The organism is Nitrosophilus labii, assembly GCF_014466985.1.
Classification (GTDB): Bacteria; Campylobacterota; Campylobacteria; order Campylobacterales; family Nitratiruptoraceae; genus Nitrosophilus_A; species Nitrosophilus_A labii.
Genome location: NZ_AP022826.1, coordinates 878,233 through 901,257 on the forward strand (window position 1 = coordinate 878,233; position 23,025 = coordinate 901,257).

Sequence of the window (23,025 nt, forward strand, 5' to 3'; positions counted from 1 at the left end):
TGAAAATGGCATTGATAAAAGCTCCGGAGAATACTCCGGTTTGGGTTGATGAAAACAGATGTAAAGCGTGTGATTTGTGTGTGGCATATTGCCCTGCTGGTGTATTGGCAATGGTGCCTGAGCCAAAAACAATTCTTGGCGCTATGGTAAAAGTTGTTTATCCTGATAGTTGTATAGGATGCAACGATTGTGAACTTGAGTGTCCTGATTTTGCGATAATGGTTGCAGATAGAAAAGAGTATAAATTCGCAAAACTCTCTGAAGAAGCAAAAGAGAGAGCAGAAGCAATTAAGAAAAATCATTTTATGGCTAGAGAAGAAGATCTAGCAGTTTTAAGTGCATAAGGAGAGGTAATGGCAAGAGAAGTAATATCTAGCGGAAATGAACTAGCAGCTAAAGCTGCGATAGATGCAGGATGTAGATTTTTTGGTGGATATCCTATTACGCCATCAAGTGAAGTTGCTCACGAGATGAGTGTTCTTCTTCCAAAAGTAGGAGGAAAATTTATACAAATGGAAGATGAAATTGCGGGTATATGTGTTGCATTAGGTGCTAGTATGAGCGGTGTAAAATCTATGACAAACACTTCTGGTCCAGGTATGAGTTTAAAAGCTGAACAAATAGGTTTAGGTTTTGTAGCTGAAGTACCTTTAGTTATAACAAACGTTATGAGAGGTGGTCCATCTACTGGTCTTCCTACAAGGGTACAACAGGGTGACGTTATGATGTCTAGATATCCTACTCACGGAGATTACAAATCAATAACTTTTTGTCCAGGAAATCTGAGTGAGTGTTATACCGAAGTAGTTAGAGCATTTAACGTTGCTGAAGAGTTAATGACCCCAGTAATTGTGTTACTAGATGAAACAATAGGGCATATGGTTGGTAAAGCTGTACTACCTGATTTAGAAGAGGTAGAAGCAAATACAGTTATGAGGGCTGAGCCGGATCCAAGTATTCCAAAAAACGAGTTTTTACCTTACGATGTTCCAAGTGACAAACCGGCTGTTCTTCCTAAATTTTTTCAAGGATATCATTATCACGTAACAGGTCTTCATCATGGACCTACTGGATTCCCAACTGAGGATGAAGTACTTTGTCAAAATCTTATCGAGAGACTCCATAGAAAAATTGACGTTAGAAGAAAAGATCTTCTTGATAGTTGGGAAGAGTATATGTTAGATGATGCGGAATATATGATATTCTGTTACGGCTCTGTATCTTTGGCTGCAAGAGAGGTTGTTGATAGATTAAGAGCAGAGGGCAAAAAGATTGGTATGTTTAGACCAAAAACACTTTGGCCAAGTCCAGAAGAAAAGATCGCCGAATTGTCACAGAGATTCCCAGCTGAGAAGATATTAATGCCAGAGTTAAATATGGGTCAATATATTAATGAGGTTGAGAGAATCATGAAACAAAGACCGCTTGCTCTCAATAAAGCAAACGGAAGACCAATCAGCCCTACTGAAATGATAGAAAAACTAAAAGAGATGGGAATATAAGGAGTTAATAATGGCTTTTAATTATGATCAATATTTAAGAACTGATAAGATGCCAACACTTTGGTGTTGGGGATGTGGAGACGGTATTATCTTAAAAGCTTTAATTAGAGCTATAGATAAGCTTGGATGGAGTATGGATGATGTTTGTGTAGTATCTGGTATTGGATGTAGTGGTAGATTTAGTTCATATATCGATTGTAATACCGTACATACTACACATGGTAGAACTGTAGCTTATGCAACAGGTATAAAACTTGCTAATCCAGATAAACATGTCATTTGTGTTGCTGGAGACGGCGACGGTCTAGCTATAGGCGGTAACCATACTATACATGGATGCAGAAGAAATATAGATATAAATTTTATATTGATAAATAACTTTATATACGGATTAACAAACTCTCAAGTTAGTCCAACTACCCCTAAAGGTATGTGGGCAGTTACGACTCAGTATGGTAATGTTGATCCAACATTTGACGCTTGTGAATTAGCAAAAGGTTCAGGTGCTACTTTTATAGCAAGAGAGACTGTAACTGATCCAAGAAAACTTGAAAAAATGTTTATAAAAGGTTTCCAGCATAAAGGTTTTAGCTTTTTTGACGTACTAAGTAACTGTCACGTTAACTTAGGAAGAAAGAATAAAATGGGTGAGGCTATCCAAAATCAAGACTGGATAGATAGTATTACTATGCCACTTAAAAAGTGGGAGAAATTGAGTGACGAAGAGAAAAAAGCTTATTTCCCAACCGGAATTCTTCATCACGATGAATCGCAAATGGAGTATTGTGAAGCATACGATTTAGTTATTGAAGCAGCTCAAAACAAGAAAAAAGTGGATGTACCAATTGAAATTAAATCTAGATAATAGCTAAAATGACTCCCCTTTTTAGGGGACTCATAGTAGTTATTCAAAGAAATAACAAAAACAAACTCAAAGGAAGTTGACTATGAGATATCAATTGAGATTTACTGGTGTTGGCGGACAAGGTGTTTTACTTGCAGGTGAAATATTGGCAACTGCAAAGATTAAACAAGGCGGATTTGGGGTAAAGGCCGCTACCTATACTTCTCAAGTTAGAGGTGGCCCTACAAAAGTTGATATTATCTTAGACGATAATGAGATTTTATATCCTTATGCTAATGAGGGTGAGATAGATTATATGCTTTCTACTGCTCAGGTTAGTTATGATCAGTTCAAAAGCGGCGTAAAGCCTGGTGGAAGAATTGTAGTTGAACCAAACTTGGCAACTCCTTCAAATGAAGATATACAAAAGTGGGAAATATATGAAATCCCTTTGATTACTATCGCTAAAGAAGAAGTAGGAAATGTTGTAACGCAGTCTGTTGTAGCTCTAGGTATTACTGTAGAGATGACAAAATGTATAGATAGAGATCTTGTTTATGAAACTATGATCTCTAAAGTTCCTGCAAAAGTTGTAGAACTTAACAAGAAAGCTTTTGAACTTGGCGAAAAATACGCAAGAGAGGCCTTAGAAAAGGGTCCTTTAAAAGTATAATGGTTTTGAAATAAGGAATTGGGAATTAGGAATTAGTGTAATTTTAACACTCCTTTTCCCAATTCAATTTTTTTTCTTCAAATATCTTTAATCTCTAAAATCTTTACTTTCAGCTAAATTTAAGATATAATTTCATTGGCATAGCAGACGGCTGCTGGATCTACTCCAGAGGAAAGTCCGAGCTGCAATGAGGCAGGGTTCCACCTAACGGGTGGCCGACGAAGCCCATTGGGATAAGTCGAGGGATAGTGCAACAGAAAGCAAACCGCCGATGGCCGCGAGGCACAGGTAAGGGTGAAAGGGTGAGGTAAGAGCTCACCGCTTCCGTAGCAATACGGAGGGCATTGTAAACCCAACCCGCAGCAAGTCAGGTCTGGTTAAAGCCTCATAATTTGAGCCTGACGCAAGAGCTCTATGGTGACATAGAGCCTTAGATAAATAGCCGTCAAATACAGAACTCGGCTTACAGCTATGCCAAACTTCAATTTTCTTTCTGTATTGATATTATCTAATTTTAAATTTAAATCCATAAATAAATAGAGAAGTTTGTTAAAGATATTTCACCATTTTTTTTATTTGGGAGTCGATTTACGTCTAATCAAGGGTTCCTTTGATAAAATTTAGAAAAAAAGATTGAGGAATATATTGGCTTTAAAAGAGATTATTTATAAAGAGAAAAGATTTAGTATTAGTTATGAGATAGTTAATCTAAAAGAGAGTAGAGATATAATTTTTCTTCATGGTTGGGGTAGTAATAAAGAAGTAATGAAGTCGGCCTTTAAAAATAGTTTAAAAAATTTTAGGCACATTTATATAGATATGCCGGGATTTGGTAAGTCGCCAAATAGCGAAGTTTTAAAAACCAAAGATTACGCTAATATAATAGAACTTTTTTTGAAAGAGTCCGGTTTTAAGAAAGATATAATTGTAGGTCACTCTTTCGGTGGAAAAGTTGCCACTCTTTTAAATCCTAAACTTTTGGTACTGCTTAGTAGTGCGGGAATCTTGGAAAAAAAACCTCTGAAAGTAAGAGCGAAAATCACTTTATTTAAACTATTAAAACCATTTGGCGGGAAAAAAATAAGAGAGTTTTTTGTTTCAAAAGATGCTAAAAAGATGAGTGAAAATATGTATGAAACTTTCAAAAACGTAGTAGATGAGGATTTCTCTTACTTTTTTGAAAAGTATGAGGGGGAGGTTTTAATCTTTTGGGGAGATGAAGACGGAGCTACATCTTTAAAAAGTGGTGAAAAAATCGCCTCTTTGATAAGAAAAAGTAGTTTTTATCCTTTAAAAGGAGACCATTACTTCTTTTTGCAAAATAGTGATTTTATATCAAAAAAGATAGAGGATAGTTATGAAAACGTATAGATTTTTAATAAGTGGAAGAGTCCAGGGCGTATGGTATAGAAAATATACTAAAGAAGTGGCGGATAATCTAGATATCGGCGGTTATGTTAGAAATCTTCCAGACGGGAGAGTAGAGGTGGTAGCCACCTTAAAAGATGAGCAGTTTGAAGAGTTTTTGAAAGCTTTGAAAAAGGGTCCGCCTCTAGCAAGAGTTGACAATATAGATATAGAAAAATTTGATGAGATTTATAACGGCGATTTTGAAATAATCCGTTAATTTTAATAAAGGATTTTTTTATGGTTGAGCTTTTGCATTTTATAGAACATATTATTTTTACTTTTTCACTCGGTTTTTATCTTATTCTCAATCTTCAATGGTACAACTATAGATTAAAAAGAGTGATTTTACATCATCATAATCCATATCTTCATATTCTTTTTTTTCTTTTCCCCCTATTTGCATATTATGCGTTAAGAGAGTATGTTTTTATTCTTTTGATACCCTATATAACTCTTTTGTATCTGTGGCAGAAAAAACTTGATAAAAATCTGGTATTAACCGCGAGAGTAAAAAGGTTTTTTGTAACACTTCTCTTTTTTACACTCTTTTTGGATATGCTCTGTTTGGCAAAATTTGAGTGTAAAGTTTTCAGCACCATTTTGCCGTTGGCATTTGCTCTGATTGTTTCAAACTTTATAGAAAAGTTTCTTTTTATGATGTATAAAAACGAGGCTAAAAAGAGGCTAGATGAGATAGACCCTACTATCGTTGCTATAACTGCAAGCTACGGAAAGACAAGTATCAAAAATTTTTTGAGGCAGATTCTTTCTAAAAAGTATAAAACTTATTCAACTCCTAGAAGCGTAAATACGATAGGTGGGATCTTAAAAGATATAAATGAGACTTTACCGAAAGATACTCAAATCTATATTGTAGAAGCCGGAGCTAGAGAGAGGGGAGATATCTACGAAATTGCCTCTTTTTTAAATCATCATTATGCCATTATAGGAAAAATTGGCCCACAACATATAGAGTACTTTAAAACGATAAAGAATATTATCGCTACGAAACTAGAACTTTTAGCTTCAAAAAGATTAAAAAAAGCTTTTGTCTATTATGAAATACCTATCAAAAATAAAGAAAATTTTATAAAGTTTGGACAAAATATAAAAAATCTAAAAGCAGATCTAAGTGGTATCTGTTTCGATTTAGAGGTAGGCGGAGAAAATTACCGCATCCAAGCACCTATTCTTGGCGTATTTAACGCGGTAAATGTTGCGGCGGCAGTATTGGCGGCAAAAGAGTTGGGTATGGAAATCGACGATATTGTAGAAGCGGTAAAAGAGTTAAAACCGGTAGAACATAGACTCCAAAAGATAGAAGCCGGAGGCAAAATCATCATAGATGATAGTTTTAACGGAAATCTTGAGGGGATGATAGGCTCATACGAACTTGTTAAGAGTTACGAAGGAAGAAAAGTTTTGGTAACTCCAGGAATCGTGGAATCGACAAAAGAGGCAAACGAAAAACTTGCAAAAAAGATTGACGAAGTTTTTGATCTAGTTTTAATTACCGGTAAAATGAATAGAGAGGTTTTAAACAATAATATAAAAAGAGCGAAAAAAATAGTAGTTGATGACAAATCAAAACTCCAAAACATTTTGGCCGAACAAACTAAGCTCGGTGATTTGATACTTTTTAGTAACGACACGCCGGCTTATTTGTAGTTTGTTGTATATTGGTTATTAGTGTGTTGGCATATTGAAAAAAGCATAGAAAAAACCAATACACCAATATACAAATGTACCGATATACTAACTTCTAATATTCAATGTTAAACTGTATAAGGAATAATTTTGGAAGATATTAAAAACTTTTTTATTGAATTTGCTGCTATTGTAGTACTAGTTTTAGTTATAGTGGCTTTGCAAAAATTTTTTGAAAACCATTTTAAAAAAAGGATGAAGTAGTGCAAAAGGTGCTTTTAAAACTCTCCTATTATATAGATAATCTAAATAGAGCATCTGCCTCTATTTCAGCTATACTACTCTTTTTTTTAGCTTTTTTAGTATTTTTTGACGCTTTTATGCGCTACCTTTTTCAAGATGGTTCCATCACTTTACAAGAGCTTGAGTGGCATCTTTTCGATCTAAGTTTTTTACTTGCTTTAGCTTATACTTTAAAACACGATAAACATGTTAGAGTAGATATATTTTTTGAAAAGTTTTCTCAAAAAACAAAAGAGTATGTTAACATTTTGGATAATCTGTTTTTGATAATACCATTTTCTATGTTGATTGCCTATTTCGGATACGATTTTGCTATGCAAAGTTTTCTACAAAAGGAAGCTTCAAGTGATCCGGGTGGACTTTGTTGTAGGTATATTATAAAATCTGCCATTATTTTAGGAACTTTTTTACTCTTTTTGCAAGCGGTCTCTGAGATTATAAAGTCTTACCAAAAGATCCAAAATCCTAAATTTTTATTTTTTTCGTTTGCAGTTTTTGTTGCTATTTTGTTTTTATTGAATCTTGACTTTTACTATCTGTTGGAACCGTCTATTTTGATGTTTTTACTATCTTTAGTACTTCTGATGAGCGGTTTTAGAGTGGCTTTTGCTTTTGGTTTTGTGGGAATTTTGTTTGCTTTTATAGATTATGATTTATCGCTTGAGATTTTTAAAATGCTTCCTATGAGAATATACGGGATTATGCAAAATTTTACTTTGATGGCTGTACCTCTTTTTATTTTGATGGGGCTTATTTTGGAAAAAAGCGATTTGGCAAAAAATCTTCTAGAAAACCTTGGAGCAGCTTTTGGAGAGATAAGAGGAGGATTAGCCGCAAGCATAGTTATTGTTGGAGCCATACTGGCCGCCGCAACTGGTATTGTTGGCGCTAGTGTTGTCATGATGAGTATCATAAGCCTTCCCATAATGCTAAAATATGGTTACGACAAATCTTTAGCAACGGGAACTATAGCGGCTAGTGGAACATTGGGGCAGATAATACCGCCATCTATCGTTTTGATTATTTTAGGTGACGTTATGAGCATAAGTGTGGGAGATCTTTTCAAAGCCGCGGTAGTTCCTGGACTTTTGTTGGTAACACTCTATCTTTTATATATCTTTTTATACTCTAACATAAAAAAAGATGCGGCACCTCCGGTGAAACTAAAGAAAAAACCTTCAAAAAAAGAGCTTATAGTTTCAATTATTCCTCCTTTTATACTTATTTTTGCGGTTTTAGGTTCCATCTTTGCTGGTATAGCTACTCCTACGGAGTCTGCTGCGATGGGTGTAGTAGGTGCATTAATCTTAACGATATTCAATAAGAGTTTTTCCTTTTCTATGCTCAAATACGTAACTATTGAAACCGTCAAACTTAGCGCTATGATTTTTGCTATTTTGATAGGTGCTACCGCATTTAGTCTGGTTTTTAACGAGCTTGGCGGAGGAGAGCTTGTGCACAACTTTTTCAGTCAAGATATCGGCGATAAATGGCTCTTTATCTTTATAGCTATGGCTGCCATATTTTTACTTGGATTTTTTGTCGATTTTGTAGAGATATCTTTTATAGTAGTTCCGCTTTTTGTGCCAATTATCCATACTTTTGGTATCGATCCTATCTGGTTTGCCATTTTGATAGCTATGAACCTTCAGGCTAGTTTTTTAACGCCGCCTTTTGGTTTTGCTCTTTTTTACCTAAAAGGAGCAGCCGGAAAACTTGTAAGTACAAAAGATATTTATAAAGGGGTTGTTCCGTTTATATTGATTCAGCTGTTGGCGCTTTTGATTTTGATACTTTTTCCTCAGCTAGTTAAACTTACACTTTAAGGAAACAAAATGTTAGATATACTGTATGCTCCATGGAGAAGCGAATATGTAACAGAAAATAAAAAGTTAAAAGGATGTGTTTTTTGTCATATTAGTCAAAATCCAGAGATGGATGATAAACATCATGTTTTATATAGAGATGAGAACTGTTTTATAGTGATGAACAAATACCCTTATACTCCCGGACACTTTATGATTATTCCTCATATTCATATTGACAACCTTGAAAATCTTGATAGCAATATTTGGCTTAGGATGAGTGAGTTAGCACAACGTGGAGTTAGGCTTTTAAAAGAGAGATTTAGAGCAGAAGGTGTAAATTTGGGTATGAATTTGGGAGTTGCCGCTGGAGCAGGAATAGCTGAGCATATTCACTTACACCTTGTTCCAAGATGGCAAAGAGATACCAACTTCATAACATCTATAGGACATACAAGAGTTTATAGCAGCGATTTTGAGAAGATATATAGGAAATTAAAATCTTACTCTGATGATTTTTTTGATAAATGATATTGACTAACTTATGTTTTATATATTTAAATGGTTTGACAAACTATATTAATTTGTATAAACTATGTTTATACAAGGAGTCGATATGGAAGCGGTAATAAAAAAATGGGGCAACAGCTTAGGTATTAGAATCCCAAAAAGGATTTTGGATATGTTGAATTTGAGTGAAAATAAAAAAGTTGAGATAAAAGTTGTTGGTGGAAATATTGTTATAAAGCCTAAAAAATCATTAGATGAACTTTTAAGTAAAATTGAAGAAAAAAATCGCCATAAAGAGATAGATTTTGGAAAACCTCAAGGCAAAGAGTTATGGTAGATTATATACCTTCAAAAGGGGATATTGTTTGGATAAATTTCAATCCTCAAAGTGGGCATGAACAGTCTGGAAAAAGACCGGCACTTGTCATATCTCCTTATAAATTCAATAAAATTACGGGATTTATAATATGTTGTCCAATTACAAGTAAGATTAAAGATTATCCTTTTGAAGTAGTGATTGAAGGTAAGATAAAAGGAGCAATACTTAGTGATCAGATCAAAAGTTTAGATTTTAGAGCAAGAGGCATAAGTTTTGTTGAAAAGGCAAAAAACGAGACTTTAATAGAAGTTATAGATAAAATAAAACTGATTTTAGAGAGTCAATAAATGAAAGGTAATCTTTATGAACTTCAAAAACTTTTAGATGAGTTTATAGAAAAAAGAGAGTGGCAAAAGTATCATACTCCAAAGAATCTCTCAATGAGTGTGGCTATAGAAGCGGCTGAATTGATGGAGCATTTCCAGTGGTGCGATAAGAAAGCTAGTGAGTTTAGCGAAGAAGAGAAAAAAGAGATTGCCCAGGAGATGGCTGATGTACTTCATTATCTATTGAGACTCTCTTCTGTACTCGGTATCGATCTTTACGAAGCTTCCAAAAAGAAGATTGCTAAAAACGAGAAAAGATTTCCTATAGAAAGTGCTAAAAACATGAAAAAAAGCGGATGTTAAAAAAGATTATGTCATTATTTACTTAAAGGAGCCACAATGATATCTAAAAACAATTTAGCCGCTTTGAAATTATCTATAGAGTTTTTTAAAGCAAACTATGCTCTGTCGTTTGCAGTAATCGGCGTTTTAATACTTCTTAGTCTATTTAGTTATCTTCCGATAATTGGAATAGTGTTTGTTTTTGCCTACTCTATACTAAATCTTTCGATACAGATATTTTTCGGACGGGTTGTAAAAAATGCACAAAATGAGGAGGATGTGGCAAATGAGGCCGCGCAAACGAAAATAAACGACTTTTTGACGCGCTATTTAGCAGAAGCGGCCGGTGCATTTTTAGGACTCTTTTTTATCGCTTTAATACTCTTTTTTCTTATATTTATATTGGCAATGGTTTTTGGAGGAGCTAGTTTTGAGAGTATAAACCATTTTGAGAGCGTAAATCAACAAGAGATTTTTTTTCAAATGGTAGGGGTATATTTTGTTCCTTCGATTGTTATATTGACTATAATAGGATTTCTTTTTTACGTTTTGCCCGCAGTTTTTGGTGAAGTTTTTATGAGTGAAAGTTTTAACGAAGCTTTTAATAAAAGCTTTTTGCTTCTAAAACTCTCTTTTTGGAAAAAAACCTTCAATAAAAGTTACTTTGTGTTGATCCTAATCTGGTCTATAGCGGTTTTTGTATTTTATACCCTATCTGTGATTATATCTATGACGCTTATTTTACTTCCAGTAGCTTTAGTAATACTCTATATTTTAGCCCTTTATAATGCCGCTATTTATGTTTTTGCTAGAGATCTATTAAGCGAGTAAAAGAGAAAAACTCTTTTACTCTTGATGAAAATGTGTTCCTATTGCGATATTGAGCTCTACTAAAAACTCGTCTATATCTTTTTTAACTCCGTTAAAGAGTTTACTTCTATCTTTTAAGTATTGAAATCTTACTCTTGAGTTAGCACTAGGCTTATAAAATACCATTGCCGAGTATTTATCTAGATTTTCCTCTAAGTCTGGTTCATTTTTTAAGATTGCTCCATATCTTAGTCCAGCGCCTATGTTTTCTTGGAACTTCAAGACAAACTCCGTATAAAAACCGGACTGATTTAAAGTTTTTGATGTTAGCTCTTTATTTCTATATAGGAATTCACTTTGCCAAGTTACACCCTGAAACAGCGCTTCATTTTTCAAAACAAGATAAACTCCGTAAATATCGGTATATTTTAGTGAATCGTTTTTTCCTCTAGCAAAGCTTATACCGCTTAAGAGTTTAAAATCTTCAAACTCCTTTTTATGTTTTAAAGAGAAATTAAAAAGAGCAAAAGATGAGGTAGAGCCGAAACTTTGTTCGTTTTCTCCTTGAAGTAGCTCGCCAACTAGTGTAAAATCCTCTACATTGTTTAAAAATCCTATACCTTTTTCGTTTAACCCTTCCGGTCCGAAAAAGTTTTCGTAAATTAGGGGGATATAAGTAAAATTGTATCTATGTTGATGAAATCTGTTGATATATCCAAAATCGCTTTTGAACTTTCCGGCCTTTATCTTCACTTTAAGAGGTTGATAGATAGTTTTGACGTATGCTTCGGCTATCTCTATCGAATCTTGAGATATATGAAATATAGCGTCCGCGTCGAAAAGATCGTCAACTACGGAGTGTATGTTAAATTCGGCGTAGTTGAAATTAAATCCTTTATTGGCATTGTAAGGGATGTCGGCCGTCGTTGTGTCTATAAAACCGGGAATAGAATAGTTTTTATATAGATCGTTGGAGATATCTCTATATAGAGCACTAGAATTTAAAATCAAGGATAAATTGGGTAGATTTTTTTTTGTTTCCTGTTTATGTTCATGCAAATCAAGTTCTTCAACCATCTTCTTTTTATGCTCATTTTCCAAAAAATCTACTCTCTTTTTTAGATTTTCTATTATGGCGTTTTGCTTTTGTAGGAGTTTTTTAAGCTCCTCTATATCTTCAGTTGCAAAAGAAAAAACGGCAATAAGAAGCAATAAAAATTTTTTCATTTTCACTCCTCTATCTACTTGTGATTTTTATAAAGAATTTTTAGTAAATTAAGAAGATAGCGGAGGGGATCTTGATCTGTTTTGCGTCGGTATATTTTGTAAACGATTAAAAGTTGGAGTTTTAAATTGGAGATTTTTACTAAAAAGGGTTATTAAAAGAATCGGTTTTTCTATATTGGCTAAAGTGTTATGTTGGACAAGGCAAACGGCACAATCGTTTGAAGTTTCCGTAATATCGTGGTTGTGAAAAATAGTAGAAAGCGCCGTTAAAAAGAGTAAAAGGGCAAGTAAGATTTTTAGTTTTTTCATAATCTCTTTCAAAAAGTTTTTGCGTAATTTTAACACAGATAAGAGATAATTTTGTGTCAAAAGTTTTCAAAAAGGAACTTTTTTACTCTTTTGATACCTATCTCCATGTTTTCTATGCTGTTTGTATAGGAAAATCTTATGAATTTTTGAGTTTTATTGTATCCAAAATCGATGCCAGGCGTAGCGGCAACTCTCTCTTTATGTAGAAGTTCTTTGGTAAAATGAAAGCTATCAACGCTATATTTTGAGATATCTACCCAGATATAAAAGGCGCCTTGAGGTTTTATAGGAATATCGAAAATCTCTTTAAGTTTATGATACAAAAAATCTCTTCTCTTTTTATAAATTTTTTTTACTCTCTCTAAATATTTATAATCAAACGCTTCGATAGCCGCATATTGACTGAGAGTCGGAGGAGAGATGAAGATATTTTGAGCTATCATTTGGGCTTCTCTTAGATATCTATCTGGAACCACAATCCACCCAAGGCGAAATCCGGGCATACAAAAAAATTTTGAAAATCCGTTTATTACAAAAACATCTTTTGAAAATTTCAGAGCAGTAACGGCAGGTTTATCGTAACTCAAACCTTGATAGAGCTCGTCGCTTATAAAAGCTATATCTTTTTTTAAACAGTATTCAATCAGATCTTTTAAAGAGTCTTCTTCGTAAATGTTTCCCGTAGGATTTGATGGATTTGATAGCTGAAGTGCTTGGATGTTTCTATTTTTTAAGTGCTCTTTGGTTATGTTGTAGTTTGTTTCTTTGCCTACATTGATAAATACCGGCTCGATATCTAAAATGTAGGCGATGTTTTTATAAGAAGGGTATCCCGGATCCGCAAAGCCGACTCTTTTTTTATAATCTAACACTAACGAGTATGCTAGCAAAAAGGCTCCACTAGTTCCTGGAGTTAGGATGATGTTTTTGGAGTCCACTTCAATATCGTGGACTTTTTTGTAAAATTGAGCTATTTTTTGACGCAATTGTTCTAAACCTTCCGATTGGGTGTAGGAAAATATATCTTGTTTTATGGCTTTTAAAAGTTCTTCTTTTACTTTAGGCGGAGGCATAAGATCTGGCTGGCCAATCTCAAAATGGATAACATCTTTATATTTCGCAGCCTCTTTAACTATATCCATTACTATAAAAGGGGTAAGTTTTTTTAATCTTTCCAAATAGTCTCCTTGTTAAGTCAAAATTTACCTATCTTTACTACAATTATAAAAACATTGAACTAAGAGGGGGCTAAAATGAGCGTTTTGATGGAGATAGCTATGTTTCCCACGGATGTGGGAGAGAGTAAGAGTAAGTATGTGGCAGAGGTTTTGAAAGTGATTAAAGATAGCGGTTTTGAGTATCAACTAACCCCAATGGCAACGATTGTGGAGGCAGAGAGCGTAAAAGAGTTAAGCGACTTGATACCAAAAATGTATGAAGCTTTGGAGAAGATGGGAGTAGGGCGCGTTTATAGCGTAGTAAAGTTCGATATAAGACCCGGTAGAAAAAACAGACTCAAACAGAAAGTGGAGTCTGTAAAAAAGAGATTAAAAGAGTAAAATTTATCTTGCGATTAAAACCTCTCCGATTAACTCTAAAAGTTTTGATTCGGCCTCTTGGAGATTTTTGCCAAAGATTATTACTCCATCTTTATGTCCGGCCATCGCAAAGAGGGGATTGGAGAGGGGAGCGGTATTTGTATATAGAGAGTTTACCGCTTTTGTCATCTCTTTTGTGCCGTATTTCACATTTTTGCCGGTAAAAAGATAACCGTTATTTAGCATATATCGCCAAATGGTATTGGAGTGTATATGGATAACGGCGTTTATCTTTTCGTCAAGATTGTATATGGTTGCGTGAGTCAGGCTTTCGCTGCTAGGTTTTGTGCCTCCTCTTGATTTAAGAAAAAATCTCTTCTCGTCAAACTCTTCGATCAAAGCGTAATGGTGTGAAGTTAGACTCTTTAAATGTCCGGTTTGCGTTCCGGTTATGATGAATGAATTTTTTTCCACTCTTTTACTGATGTTTCCGTATCCGATACCTTGATACTCTCCTATAAGTTTAAGAACAAATAGTCTCTTTCTTACATTTTCGATATCTTTGCATAACTCCTCTTTGAGGTCATCTGTAAAAGTGTGACGAAAGTCGTATTTTATAACTCCATCAATCATAACAGATCTCCAAACATTTTGACAATCTCTTCCTTTTGGGCTCTGCAAACTCCACGCTCGGTAATCAAACCAGTTATATACTTAGCAGGCGTAACGTCAAATCCGTAATTGACGCACTTTGAGGCATCAGGAACTATCTGAATCTCAGTAATTTCACCATTTTTACTTTTTCCTTTTATGAATTTTACCTCATCTTCTCCTCTTGTTTCGATAGGTATCTCTTTTAAACCATCTATGGTACTAAAATCGAAGGTGGAAGTCGGCAAGGCTACGTAAAAAGGAATGCCGTTATCTTTTGCCGCAAGGGCTTTAAGATATGTTCCTATTTTGTTTGCTACGTCGCCTTTTATGGTGACTCTATCGGCTCCAGTTATACACACATCTACTAGGCCGTGCTGCATAAGATGGCCGCCAGTATTATCGGCTATGACCGTATGGTTTATATCTTCTTGAGAGAGTTCCCACGCCGTTAAGTTGGCTCCTTGATTTCTAGGTCTCGTTTCATCAACCCAGACGTGAACCTCGACTCCTCTTCTGTGAAGCTCGTAAATGGGTGCGAGAGCTGAGCCGTCATCCACTATGGCAAGCCATCCGGCGTTACAATGGGTTAGTATATTTATAGAGTTTTTCTTTTTTTCCCTCATTATATCTTCAAAGATATCTGCTCCGATTTTGCCGATATTTTTGCATCTTTGTACGTCTTCATCGCATATTTTGATAGCTTCTTCTTTTAGCTTCTTAATCATTTGCGAACCGCTATATTTTTTTGCTACATTTAGCATTCTATCCACCGCCCACATAAGGTTTACGGCGGTAGGTCTAGCTTCTCTTATTTTCAAAGCCTCCTCTTTTACTTTCTCAAAATCTCCGTTACTGTTTTTAGCGCTAAGATATACGCCAAAAGCTGCCGTATTGCCTATAACTCCAGCTCCTCTAACAACCATCTCCTTTATAGCGAAGATACACTCTTGAGCATTTTTTACGGTAAAAATCTTTTTTTCAAAAGGCAAATACCTCTGATCTATAACTTCTAGGTTTTCTTCATCGTTTAGCCATAGAGCTCTATATCGTCCATTCATCGCATTTCCTTATTATCGTTGTCAAATCTTTTATATTTTCGATCTTTTCTCTATTTTTAACTAGAGCCACTCCGGTAGAAAGAGAGATTTTTTGAGCTTTTTTTCTCAAACTATCATCTTTAATACCTCTTATCTCTTCAACTCCAGCTATTCCAAAAACTCGTCTAGCCATTTTACATCCGGCAAATCCTGCGCTCTCTTTTAAGATATACTTCATAAACTCTTTTTGATACTCTTTTAGAGTCTTTTCATCTATAAAGCCTTGGGTTAAGAGTGCGCTCTCTTTTTGCCTGCTCCATAAGCTCAAAAACTTTTTTTCAAATTTTTGCCAGATCTCTTCTAATGTATTTAAAATCCACTCTCTATAATCTTCGTTGCCGTTTTGAACCGTATGTGATATATAAGAACTAGCCAGATTTGCTATTAATGCTCCTATATCGAATCCAAAGGGGCCAAAAAAGGCAAATTCTGGATCGATGACGTAAGTCTCCTTTTCGTTAACCATAATTGAACCTGTATGAAGATCTCCATGAAGCAAAGCGTCGCTTTTTGTCATAAATAGATATTTTAGTTTTAAAACCTCTTTTTTAAACTCCATATCTAAAAAGAGTCTATTTGCCAACTCTTTGTTCATCTCTTCCACTACGTTTGTTTCGTGCTCCATATACGGAAAAGTAAATACGAAATCTTCTGTCAATTTACAAAGTTCGCTATTTTTGTTAAATCTCTCCATCATATCTCTTTTTTCATAGCTTTGAAGATATAGTGAAGAGGTATAAAACAGAGTGTTTGCTAAAAAAGTCGATATCTGTTCGGAAAAATTTGGGTAGATTTTTCCTTGAATGAGCCCTTTTCTTAAGATTATGTGATTGTTTAAATCTTGCATAACAACTAGACTCATCTCTTCATCGTCAAGATAGACTTTTGGCGCGTAGGAGGGGGCTAAATTTTCATACTCTTTTAGAGCTCTTATCTCAAAACTCATTCTCTCTTTAGATAGGGGATAATCCTCTCCAGCACATCTAAGATATGGTACCGCCTGTTTGATTATAAGTGATTTTTGCGGATCTTTTTTCGATTTTGCTCTAAAAACGAAGTTTAGGTTTCCATCACCTATCTCTTGAACTTGAAGTTCCTCACCCTCGAAAAACTCTTTAATATTTTCGTATCCGTATAGATAGTCTTGAAGATTTTGTGGAGTTAAGATCTTATAACTCATCTACTATCCTTTTTTGTGATATATTTGCCGCAAATTTTACGGCGTTAATATAACTTTCAAGATTGATTTTATTATCTTTTTTGTAAGCGATATCATAGGCGGTTCCGTGATCTACCGAGGTTCTGACGATTGGAAGGTTTAGGCTCACGTTAATACTCTCTTCAAAGTACAAAGCTTTTAGGGGAGATAATCCTTGATCGTGATACATTGCTACTAAATATTTATAATTTTTTCTAAAATTTGGAGTAAAGACGATATCGGGGACAACTGGGCCGAAAAAGATCTCTTTTTTTAGTTTTTCATTGGCTTTTTTGATAGCTTTTTTGATTTTTTCCTCCTCATTACCAAGTACTCCATCGTCTCCGGCATGGGGATTAAGACCTAAAACAGGAATTTGAAGTGATGTGTTATGAGTTACGAGTGATGAGTAAAAATCTAAAAGAAATTTTTTTAGTTTTTTTGTTTTTATCTCTTTTGGTACCTTTTTTAGAGGGATATGTTCGGTATAAAGAGCTACAAACATCTTTTCGCAGCCAAGCATCATAATAGCATTTTTTTTGAAAAAGTCTCTAAGAGCATCTGTGTGCCCTTTATATTTAATACCGGCTTTTTCCCACGCTTTTTTGTGAATGGGTAGAGTTACCAAAGCTTCGGTTATACCTTTTTTTGTAAAAATAACAGCTTTTTTAAAACTATCAAAACTATATTTTCCACTTTTTTTGTCAATGGTGCCGGGACGAATCTTAAAATCTCCTTTTATATACTCAACTTCAAAATCGTAAGGAACATCTATATTTAAAAGTTTTGCCGCTTTATCAATCATTTCGTAATTTGTAAAATATATAGGGCTGCAAATCTCTTTTATTTTATTATGAGCGTTTAGGGCTATTTGAGGGCATATACCGTTTATATCGCCGATGCTGATTGCTATAGTCGGCTTTTTTTGCATTATTATCCTTTATTGATATAGTTTACTCTTTGATTAGAGCAATCATCTCTTTAGTCGCCGCTTCTAATCCCACCCAAACGCTTCTAGCTATGATGCTCTGCCCTATATTGAGCTCTATAATATTGTCGATTTTTGAGATAGCTTTTACGTTTTGATAGTTTAGTCCATGACCCGCGGCTACCGTAAGTCCTGCTTTATTTGCATAGACTGCCGAATTTTCTATATCGCCAAGAGCGTTTGATAGCATATCTCTAAGTTCGCTTCTTGATAATTCTAGCTCTTTTATGGAATGCGGGGAGTATCTAAGGTTACTATATAGCATAGCGTAGATATTTGAATAGTGTCCTGTGTGAATCTCAATCATATCGGCTTCGGTATCGGCACTTGCGGCGATTATCTCAAAGTCTGGATCCACAAACAAAGAGACGTCTATCTCATTATCTTTCAGTTTTTTACAAACATCGCTAATTTTTTCAAAATTTTTTATAACGTCTAGTCCGCCTTCGGTTGTTACCTCTTCTCTTTTTTCAGGTACTATAGTGGCTCTATGCGGTTTCAAAGAGCAGACGATATCTATGATTTCATTTTCTATAGAGCACTCCATATTGACCGGTAGAGGAGATAGTTCTACAATCTTTTTCGCATCAAAATCGTTGATATGTCTTCTATCCTCTCTTAAATGTATAGTTATCTGATCGGCTCCGGCTCTTTTAACTATACCTAACGCTTCAATGGGATCTGGATCGTTTATTTTTCTAGCCTCTCTTAAAACTGCGATATGATCTATATTGACTCCTAGTAGCATATTTTAGCTCCTTAAGATTTTACTATATTATATCAGTTATATTTTGAAGCTTTCTTTTTTAAAACTTTATTTTTTTATTCTTTTTTTGTAATATATTATAAATTTAAATTATATCTAATGTTAAAGTGTATAAACTATTATCAAAACTTTTTGAGAAAATGTTCGAAAAAAATGATAAATTACTCAATTAGAAAGGTGATATATGAAAAAACTTTATATTAGTTTGGCTTTTGCGGCTCTTTTGATAAGCGGATGTTCGGAAAAGAGTGAAAATAAAGAAAAACCTACCGTTCTTAATAAAAGTGAACAAAAAGCCCCTATACAAAATGAGAAAGAAAATGAGAAGGTTGATGGAGTTTATGGGATAAGTGCTGAGCTTGAGAAGGATGAGCCGGAGGTTAAGAGTGACTCTTTTCATCAACCTCAACAGCAACAAAACGGCGTAAAGAGCGGGAAAGTCTTAGAGAGTGTAGATGCAGGTGGTTATACATACGTAAAAGTTGAAGACAGCGGTTATGTATATTGGATTGCCGGTCCTAAAACCGAAGTTGTAGTAGGAGAGATGATCTCTTACGTTCCTCAGATGTGGATGGAAAATTTTCATAGCAATACATTAAATAGAGATTTTGATAAAGTTTTGTTTGTAGCCGTTATAGCCCCTTTAAAAGGAGATACTCAAGCTAATGCGTGTGAGACGTGTAATAGTTGCGGTGATACCAATCAAACATCACTACAAGAGTCCAAATCTGCTCAAAAGGCCGAGTCAGGTACGATAAATATAGAAAAACCGCAAGATGGTTATTCTATAGCCGAAATTTTTGAGAAAAAAGGGGAGTTAAAAGATAAGAACGTAAAAGTCAAAGGTAAAGTCACAAAAGTTTCAAGAGGGATAATGGGAAAAGATTGGGTGCATATAACCGATGACGGAAAAGACGACTTAGTGATCACTTCTCCTTCGGCAAACGTTGAAACTGGCGAGGTGGTAACGGTTATCGGGATTTTAAAAACCGATGTAGATTTAGGATACGGATACTTCTTTCCTGTAATAATTGAAGAGGCGAAATTTGAGAAGTAGTTTTACTTCTTGCCTCTCTTTTTGTAGAACTCTTTTCTGTACTCATTAAATCTTCCTTCAATTATAGATTCTCTTGCACCTCTTGTTAAAGTGAGATAGTAGTGAAGATTGTGTATGGATGCAAGTCTATAATAGGTAAGTTCTTTTGCTCTAAAAAGATGGTTCAAATAGGCTTTTGAGTAGTTTTTGCAGGTATAGCAGTTGCACTCTTCGTCTATAGGAGATTCGTCAAGTTTATATTTTGCAGCTTTTATATTTAATCTACCGTAGCTTGTAAAAATGGTTCCGTTTCTTGCGTTTCTAGTAGGCATTACGCAATCAAACATATCTACACCTCTATCGATACACTCTATGATATCTTCTGGAGTTCCTACTCCCATTAGATATCTTGGTTTATCTTTTGGCATAAAAGGTGTAGTAAATTCTACCGTATCGTACATAGTTTGATTTTCTTCGCCCACACTTAGTCCTCCTATGGCAAAACCGTCAAAATCGAGTGAAGTAAGTTCAGTAGCGCTTATCTTTCTAAATTCGAAGTCTACTCCACCTTGGATTATTGCAAAGATATTTTGTTCATTGCCTATCCCTTTTTCTTGCATCTTTTTATGGTACTCAATAGACTTTTTTGCCCACTTTGTAGTTCTTTCTACGGAGATTTTAAGTCTCTCTTTTGTAGCCGGAAGAGCTATAAGATCGTCAAGAATCATCATAATGTCGCTTTTTAGATTATATTGTATATCAAGTACTTTTTTGGGAGTGAAGTAGTGTTTTGTACCGTCGATATGGCTTTTAAATTCTATTCCGTTTTCGTCTGCTTTTGAGATATCGCTTAAACTAAAGGCTTGAAAACCTCCACTATCTGTCAAAAAACTATTTTTATATCCTGTGAAACCATGAAGTCCACCTAGTTTGGCTATAACTTCATCGCCTGGACGAAGATAAAGATGGTAGGTATTTGCTAATATAATGTTGGTTTGAAGTATTGTTAAAAGATCGTTTGTATCTAAAGCTTTTACACTTGCGGCCGTTCCAACAGGCATAAAAACCGGCGTTTTTATAGTAGAGTGTGAAGTTTTGATAGTACAAGCTCTTGCTTTTTGATAAGTAGCGTCAATTTTGAATTTCAAATCTATCCTTTTTAGATATAATTTGTTACTTAATTTAGTTTTTCGAGGGGAATTGTGAAAAATATTCTTATACTTGCTGATGGAATTGTAGCAAAACATTTTTTAGAAAGAGTTGTACAAAACTATGTGGCCGATAACAACTATTTGGTAGTCTATTATGATGATAAGATAGTTCCTAAAAATAGAACGGAAAATTTCAGGTTTTATAAGTTTGATCCAACAAGTTTTGTAAAACTTTTTCAACTTTTTGATGAGAAAATTTCACAAGTAATGATTATAATGGGAAACAAGATAGATACTGTAGCCTCTTATGAAAATATTAGAAGAATAGATAATAATATTAGCATTATCGTTTATGACAAATGGGATTTGGATATTGATGATCAAAATCTTATACTACTTAACGCTAACGAGATATTATCTAACAGACTTGTAGATTATCTACCAAACGTTCCTATCATCGCTCAAAATGTTGGTTTGGGACTTGGCGAAATAATGGAGGTTTTAGTTCCTTTTGGAAGTAGTTATGTATATAGACATATAGGTTCTATAGAGCAAAAAAATTGGAGAATTGCCGCCATATATAGAAACAATAGGCTAATTTTACCTGAACCAAAACTTATGATATGGCCAAATGATCTTTTACTTCTTATAGGAGAGCCAAAAGTCTTAAAACATATTTATAGATCCATAAAAAGAGAGATAGGTCAATTTCCAATACCTTACGGGACGAATAGTTATCTTTTTATTGATATGGAAGAGCAAAGAGATTATGAGATAGAAAAATCTTTAGGTGATGCTTTGTATTTACATAAGACTTTAAAAGATAAAAAGCTTATTATTAGAGTTATAAACCCTACAAATATAGAAATTTTGGATAAGATTAAAACGTTTGATAATAAAAATATTGAAGTAAAAATAGATTTTACATCAGATAATTCTCATCAAATTATATCTAGGGATATTTCCACATTTAAAGTGGGATTTATTATCGTGTATAATCGACTTTTTGAAAACAGAAACTTAAGAAAATTACTATTTGAAACTAAAATCCCAGTTTTTACAATTTCCCAAGAACCTATAGACTCTATAACAGAATCGGCACTAATTCTTAGCAAAAATAAGGATTTAGAGCATATTTCATCTACCCTTTTTGATATATCCATTCAGCTTCAGCTAAACTTTTTACTTTTTGATTTAGATCCTGAAAATATTGATAAAAACGATATTATCGAGCATTATGAAAACTTAGCTTCTATCTTTTCCAAAAAAATAAAGGTTGTCAAATCGAAAAATAATCCTATTAGAGAATTACAAAAAAGGGAAGCGTTGCTACTTTTCCTACCTTTTAATAAAAAGATTTTAAAGAGTAAGATTTTAAGATTTTTTAGTACGGATCCGGAGTGTCTCTATTTTAAATTAAATAAGTTTCATCAGATATTTATCCCTATTAATTAACAATCCAATTTTTAGGAAAATATCAATATAATAAAGATATTTAAAATCATTAGCGGAGAAGAGATGAAGATAGATATTAAACTTATAAAAAAAGAAGATAAAAGTTATCCTATTGTTATAGATAATTTACCTACAATCGAACTAAAAGGTAAAGTGGCAGTAATAACTAATCCAAAAATTTCGGGGTTACATTTAAACTACCTTTTAAAAAATATTAGTGCGAAAGAGTTGTATATCGTTACTGTTCCTGATGGAGAAGAGTATAAGAGTTTTGAGACTCTTAATTTTATCTTGGATAGACTTTTTGATCATCAGTTAGATAGAAAATCGACTTTAATAGCTTTTGGCGGAGGAGTTATAGGAGATATGACAGGATTTGCTGCCGCCATTTTTCAAAGAGGGATAGATTTTATACAGATTCCAACAACGCTGCTTTCTCAAGTAGATGCAAGTGTCGGAGGGAAAACGGGAATCAATAACAGATATGGTAAAAATCTTATAGGCGTTTTTCATCAGCCCAAAGCCGTCTATATAGATACCCATTTTTTAAAAACTTTACCAAAAAGAGAGTTTGCCGCAGGCGTAGCCGAAATAATTAAAATGGCCGTAACTTTTGATAAAGAGTTTTTTGAGTGGTTGAAAAAAAATGATCTAAATCTTGAAGAGAATTTGAAAAAGGCTATAAAAAGAAGCGTAGAGATAAAAGCCGAAGTCGTAGCTAAAGATGAAAAAGAATCAGGAATAAGAGCTGCTCTTAATTACGGGCATACATTTGCTCATGTTATAGAAAACGAAACAAATTATAAAAGATATCTTCACGGCGAAGCGGTCGCTATAGGTATTGTTATGGCCAATGCTTTAGCTGTTGAATTGGGTCTAATGAGTAAAGAAGATGCTAAGCGTATAGAGGATATTTTAAAAAAATACTCTTTACCAACCGATTATAAAATAGAAGATATAGATGACTTTTACGAGCACTTCTTTTTAGATAAAAAAAGTCAAAACAGTAAAATAAAATTTATTTTACCAAAAGGTATAGGAGATGTTGTAATAAAAGATGATATCGATAAAGATACCGTCAAAAGAGTTTTAAAGATGTTTAAGTAGGAAGGTGT

Annotated in this window: 26 protein-coding genes and 1 other RNA gene; 18 read left to right on the top strand and 9 right to left on the bottom strand. The window is 34.1% G+C overall.

The window, feature by feature from the left end:
- The first annotated feature begins 5 nt into the window (after positions 1–5).
- The 14 genes from NIL_RS04480 to NIL_RS04545 all read left to right on the top strand — a co-directional run bounded on the left by NIL_RS04480 (position 6) and on the right by NIL_RS04545 (position 10,512).
- Entirely contained in the window at positions 6–344 is a 339-nt protein-coding gene (locus NIL_RS04480) for a 4Fe-4S dicluster domain-containing protein (RefSeq protein ID WP_187648407.1), read from the top strand.
- A 9-nt stretch (positions 345–353) separates the two neighbouring features.
- On the top strand, positions 354–1,502 hold the full coding sequence (locus NIL_RS04485; protein WP_187648408.1) for a 2-oxoglutarate synthase subunit alpha: 1,149 nt from the start codon (positions 354–356) through the stop codon (positions 1,500–1,502).
- 10 nt (positions 1,503–1,512) lie between these two features.
- Positions 1,513–2,367, top strand: a complete 855-nt coding sequence (locus NIL_RS04490; protein ID WP_187648409.1) for a 2-oxoglutarate ferredoxin oxidoreductase subunit beta — start codon at positions 1,513–1,515, stop codon at positions 2,365–2,367.
- Positions 2,368–2,449: 82 nt separating this feature from the next.
- Positions 2,450–3,019 (top strand): 2-oxoglutarate:acceptor oxidoreductase subunit OorC, encoded by a 570-nt coding sequence (locus NIL_RS04495; protein ID WP_187648410.1) that lies wholly within the window; start codon positions 2,450–2,452, stop codon positions 3,017–3,019.
- A gap of 135 nt (positions 3,020–3,154) precedes the next feature.
- An RNA gene (gene rnpB, locus NIL_RS04500) (RNase P RNA component class A) lies at positions 3,155–3,501 on the top strand.
- 163 nt (positions 3,502–3,664) lie between these two features.
- On the top strand, positions 3,665–4,390 hold the full coding sequence (estV, locus tag NIL_RS04505; protein ID WP_187648411.1) for an EstV family lipase: 726 nt from the start codon (positions 3,665–3,667) through the stop codon (positions 4,388–4,390).
- Entirely contained in the window at positions 4,377–4,646 is a 270-nt protein-coding gene (locus NIL_RS04510; RefSeq protein ID WP_187648412.1) for an acylphosphatase, read from the top strand. Before estV ends, NIL_RS04510 begins: the two co-directional genes overlap by 14 nt.
- Positions 4,647–4,666: 20 nt before the next feature.
- Positions 4,667–6,097: a Mur ligase family protein gene (locus NIL_RS04515; protein ID WP_187648413.1), complete on the top strand. Its 1,431-nt coding sequence runs from the start codon at positions 4,667–4,669 to the stop codon at positions 6,095–6,097.
- A 242-nt stretch (positions 6,098–6,339) separates the two neighbouring features.
- Positions 6,340–8,205, top strand: coding sequence for a TRAP transporter large permease subunit (locus NIL_RS04520; protein ID WP_197972137.1), 1,866 nt, complete (start codon positions 6,340–6,342; stop codon positions 8,203–8,205).
- A gap of 9 nt (positions 8,206–8,214) precedes the next feature.
- The gene (locus NIL_RS04525) at positions 8,215–8,715 is read left to right on the top strand and encodes an HIT family protein (protein WP_187648414.1); all 501 of its coding nucleotides are present in this window, start codon (positions 8,215–8,217) and stop codon (positions 8,713–8,715) included.
- A gap of 85 nt (positions 8,716–8,800) precedes the next feature.
- Positions 8,801–9,031, top strand: a complete 231-nt coding sequence (locus NIL_RS04530) for an AbrB/MazE/SpoVT family DNA-binding domain-containing protein (protein WP_187648415.1) — start codon at positions 8,801–8,803, stop codon at positions 9,029–9,031.
- Entirely contained in the window at positions 9,025–9,360 is a 336-nt protein-coding gene (gene mazF, locus NIL_RS04535) for an endoribonuclease MazF (RefSeq protein WP_187648416.1), read from the top strand. Before NIL_RS04530 ends, mazF begins: the two co-directional genes overlap by 7 nt.
- On the top strand, positions 9,361–9,702 hold the full coding sequence (locus NIL_RS04540) for a nucleotide pyrophosphohydrolase (protein WP_187648417.1): 342 nt from the start codon (positions 9,361–9,363) through the stop codon (positions 9,700–9,702).
- Between the two features lie 36 nt (positions 9,703–9,738).
- Positions 9,739–10,512: a hypothetical protein gene (locus NIL_RS04545; RefSeq protein ID WP_187648418.1), complete on the top strand. Its 774-nt coding sequence runs from the start codon at positions 9,739–9,741 to the stop codon at positions 10,510–10,512.
- Between the two features lie 15 nt (positions 10,513–10,527).
- Here the strand turns inward: NIL_RS04545 and NIL_RS04550 are convergent, their stop codons facing one another.
- From NIL_RS04550 to NIL_RS04560, 3 genes are read right to left on the bottom strand one after another with little or no spacing between them, the layout of a single operon-like run.
- A complete protein-coding gene (locus NIL_RS04550; RefSeq protein ID WP_187648419.1) occupies positions 10,528–11,718 on the bottom strand; it encodes a hypothetical protein in 1,191 nt (396 codons plus the stop codon).
- A gap of 48 nt (positions 11,719–11,766) precedes the next feature.
- Positions 11,767–12,027 carry a hypothetical protein gene (locus tag NIL_RS04555; RefSeq protein ID WP_187648420.1) on the bottom strand — a complete coding sequence of 87 codons (261 nt, stop codon included), beginning with the start codon at positions 12,025–12,027 and terminating at the stop codon, positions 11,767–11,769.
- Positions 12,028–12,083: 56 nt separating this feature from the next.
- Positions 12,084–13,205 (bottom strand): pyridoxal phosphate-dependent aminotransferase, encoded by a 1,122-nt coding sequence (locus NIL_RS04560; RefSeq protein WP_187648421.1) that lies wholly within the window; start codon positions 13,203–13,205, stop codon positions 12,084–12,086.
- A gap of 75 nt (positions 13,206–13,280) precedes the next feature.
- Between NIL_RS04560 and NIL_RS04565 the strand changes: the two genes are divergently transcribed.
- Entirely contained in the window at positions 13,281–13,586 is a 306-nt protein-coding gene (locus tag NIL_RS04565; RefSeq protein ID WP_187648422.1) for an MTH1187 family thiamine-binding protein, read from the top strand.
- Between the two features lie 3 nt (positions 13,587–13,589).
- On the opposite strand, the gene NIL_RS04570 is transcribed toward NIL_RS04565, so the two are convergent.
- The 5 genes from NIL_RS04570 to NIL_RS04590 are packed head-to-tail and all read right to left on the bottom strand — an operon-like array spanning position 13,590 to position 18,250.
- A complete protein-coding gene (locus NIL_RS04570; protein WP_187648423.1) occupies positions 13,590–14,198 on the bottom strand; it encodes a class II aldolase/adducin family protein in 609 nt (202 codons plus the stop codon).
- Positions 14,195–15,277, bottom strand: coding sequence for an S-methyl-5-thioribose-1-phosphate isomerase (gene mtnA / locus NIL_RS04575; protein ID WP_187648424.1), 1,083 nt, complete (start codon positions 15,275–15,277; stop codon positions 14,195–14,197). The genes NIL_RS04570 and mtnA overlap by 4 nt, the downstream gene beginning before the upstream one ends.
- Positions 15,261–16,496 carry an S-methyl-5-thioribose kinase gene (mtnK, locus tag NIL_RS04580; protein WP_187648425.1) on the bottom strand — a complete coding sequence of 412 codons (1,236 nt, stop codon included), beginning with the start codon at positions 16,494–16,496 and terminating at the stop codon, positions 15,261–15,263. Before mtnK ends, mtnA begins: the two co-directional genes overlap by 17 nt.
- Positions 16,486–17,445: a 4-hydroxythreonine-4-phosphate dehydrogenase gene (gene pdxA / locus NIL_RS04585; protein WP_187648426.1), complete on the bottom strand. Its 960-nt coding sequence runs from the start codon at positions 17,443–17,445 to the stop codon at positions 16,486–16,488. Before pdxA ends, mtnK begins: the two co-directional genes overlap by 11 nt.
- A gap of 22 nt (positions 17,446–17,467) precedes the next feature.
- A complete protein-coding gene (locus NIL_RS04590) occupies positions 17,468–18,250 on the bottom strand; it encodes a pyridoxine 5'-phosphate synthase (protein ID WP_187648427.1) in 783 nt (260 codons plus the stop codon).
- 202 nt (positions 18,251–18,452) lie between these two features.
- Here NIL_RS04590 and NIL_RS04595 point away from each other — a divergent pair, with 202 nt between their 5' ends.
- The gene (locus NIL_RS04595) at positions 18,453–19,325 is read left to right on the top strand and encodes a GW dipeptide domain-containing protein (RefSeq protein WP_187648428.1); all 873 of its coding nucleotides are present in this window, start codon (positions 18,453–18,455) and stop codon (positions 19,323–19,325) included.
- 2 nt (positions 19,326–19,327) lie between these two features.
- On the opposite strand, the gene tgt is transcribed toward NIL_RS04595, so the two are convergent.
- On the bottom strand, positions 19,328–20,452 hold the full coding sequence (tgt, locus tag NIL_RS04600; protein WP_187648429.1) for a tRNA guanosine(34) transglycosylase Tgt: 1,125 nt from the start codon (positions 20,450–20,452) through the stop codon (positions 19,328–19,330).
- Between the two features lie 54 nt (positions 20,453–20,506).
- Here tgt and NIL_RS04605 point away from each other — a divergent pair, with 54 nt between their 5' ends.
- Together NIL_RS04605 and aroB are read left to right on the top strand one after the other, a co-directional pair.
- On the top strand, positions 20,507–21,910 hold the full coding sequence (locus NIL_RS04605) for a COG3400 family protein (protein ID WP_187648430.1): 1,404 nt from the start codon (positions 20,507–20,509) through the stop codon (positions 21,908–21,910).
- Between the two features lie 63 nt (positions 21,911–21,973).
- Positions 21,974–23,017 (top strand): 3-dehydroquinate synthase, encoded by a 1,044-nt coding sequence (gene aroB, locus NIL_RS04610; RefSeq protein ID WP_187648431.1) that lies wholly within the window; start codon positions 21,974–21,976, stop codon positions 23,015–23,017.
- Positions 23,018–23,025 lie beyond the last annotated feature (8 nt).

Bases quoted from the DNA above. Each gene is read 5' to 3' on its own strand.
- mtnK (WP_187648425.1), bottom strand. From the start codon at position 16,496: ATGAGTTATAAGATCTTAACTCCACAAAATCTTCAAGACTATCTATAC.
- NIL_RS04545 (WP_187648418.1), top strand. From the start codon at position 9,739: ATGATATCTAAAAACAATTTAGCCGCTTTGAAATTATCTATAGAGTTT.
- NIL_RS04565 (WP_187648422.1), top strand. From the start codon at position 13,281: ATGAGCGTTTTGATGGAGATAGCTATGTTTCCCACGGATGTGGGAGAG.
- pdxA (WP_187648426.1), bottom strand. From the start codon at position 17,445: ATGCAAAAAAAGCCGACTATAGCAATCAGCATCGGCGATATAAACGGT.
- NIL_RS04540 (WP_187648417.1), top strand. From the start codon at position 9,361: ATGAAAGGTAATCTTTATGAACTTCAAAAACTTTTAGATGAGTTTATA.
- NIL_RS04490 (WP_187648409.1), top strand. From the start codon at position 1,513: ATGGCTTTTAATTATGATCAATATTTAAGAACTGATAAGATGCCAACA.
- NIL_RS04570 (WP_187648423.1), bottom strand. From the start codon at position 14,198: ATGATTGATGGAGTTATAAAATACGACTTTCGTCACACTTTTACAGAT.
- NIL_RS04480 (WP_187648407.1), top strand. From the start codon at position 6: ATGGCATTGATAAAAGCTCCGGAGAATACTCCGGTTTGGGTTGATGAA.
- NIL_RS04525 (WP_187648414.1), top strand. From the start codon at position 8,215: ATGTTAGATATACTGTATGCTCCATGGAGAAGCGAATATGTAACAGAA.
- NIL_RS04485 (WP_187648408.1), top strand. From the start codon at position 354: ATGGCAAGAGAAGTAATATCTAGCGGAAATGAACTAGCAGCTAAAGCT.
- aroB (WP_187648431.1), top strand. From the start codon at position 21,974: ATGAAGATAGATATTAAACTTATAAAAAAAGAAGATAAAAGTTATCCT.
- NIL_RS04510 (WP_187648412.1), top strand. From the start codon at position 4,377: ATGAAAACGTATAGATTTTTAATAAGTGGAAGAGTCCAGGGCGTATGG.
- NIL_RS04495 (WP_187648410.1), top strand. From the start codon at position 2,450: ATGAGATATCAATTGAGATTTACTGGTGTTGGCGGACAAGGTGTTTTA.
- NIL_RS04590 (WP_187648427.1), bottom strand. From the start codon at position 18,250: ATGCTACTAGGAGTCAATATAGATCATATCGCAGTTTTAAGAGAGGCT.
- mazF (WP_187648416.1), top strand. From the start codon at position 9,025: ATGGTAGATTATATACCTTCAAAAGGGGATATTGTTTGGATAAATTTC.
- NIL_RS04595 (WP_187648428.1), top strand. From the start codon at position 18,453: ATGAAAAAACTTTATATTAGTTTGGCTTTTGCGGCTCTTTTGATAAGC.
- NIL_RS04530 (WP_187648415.1), top strand. From the start codon at position 8,801: ATGGAAGCGGTAATAAAAAAATGGGGCAACAGCTTAGGTATTAGAATC.
- NIL_RS04515 (WP_187648413.1), top strand. From the start codon at position 4,667: ATGGTTGAGCTTTTGCATTTTATAGAACATATTATTTTTACTTTTTCA.
- mtnA (WP_187648424.1), bottom strand. From the start codon at position 15,277: ATGAATGGACGATATAGAGCTCTATGGCTAAACGATGAAGAAAACCTA.
- NIL_RS04550 (WP_187648419.1), bottom strand. From the start codon at position 11,718: ATGAAAAAATTTTTATTGCTTCTTATTGCCGTTTTTTCTTTTGCAACT.
- NIL_RS04555 (WP_187648420.1), bottom strand. From the start codon at position 12,027: ATGAAAAAACTAAAAATCTTACTTGCCCTTTTACTCTTTTTAACGGCG.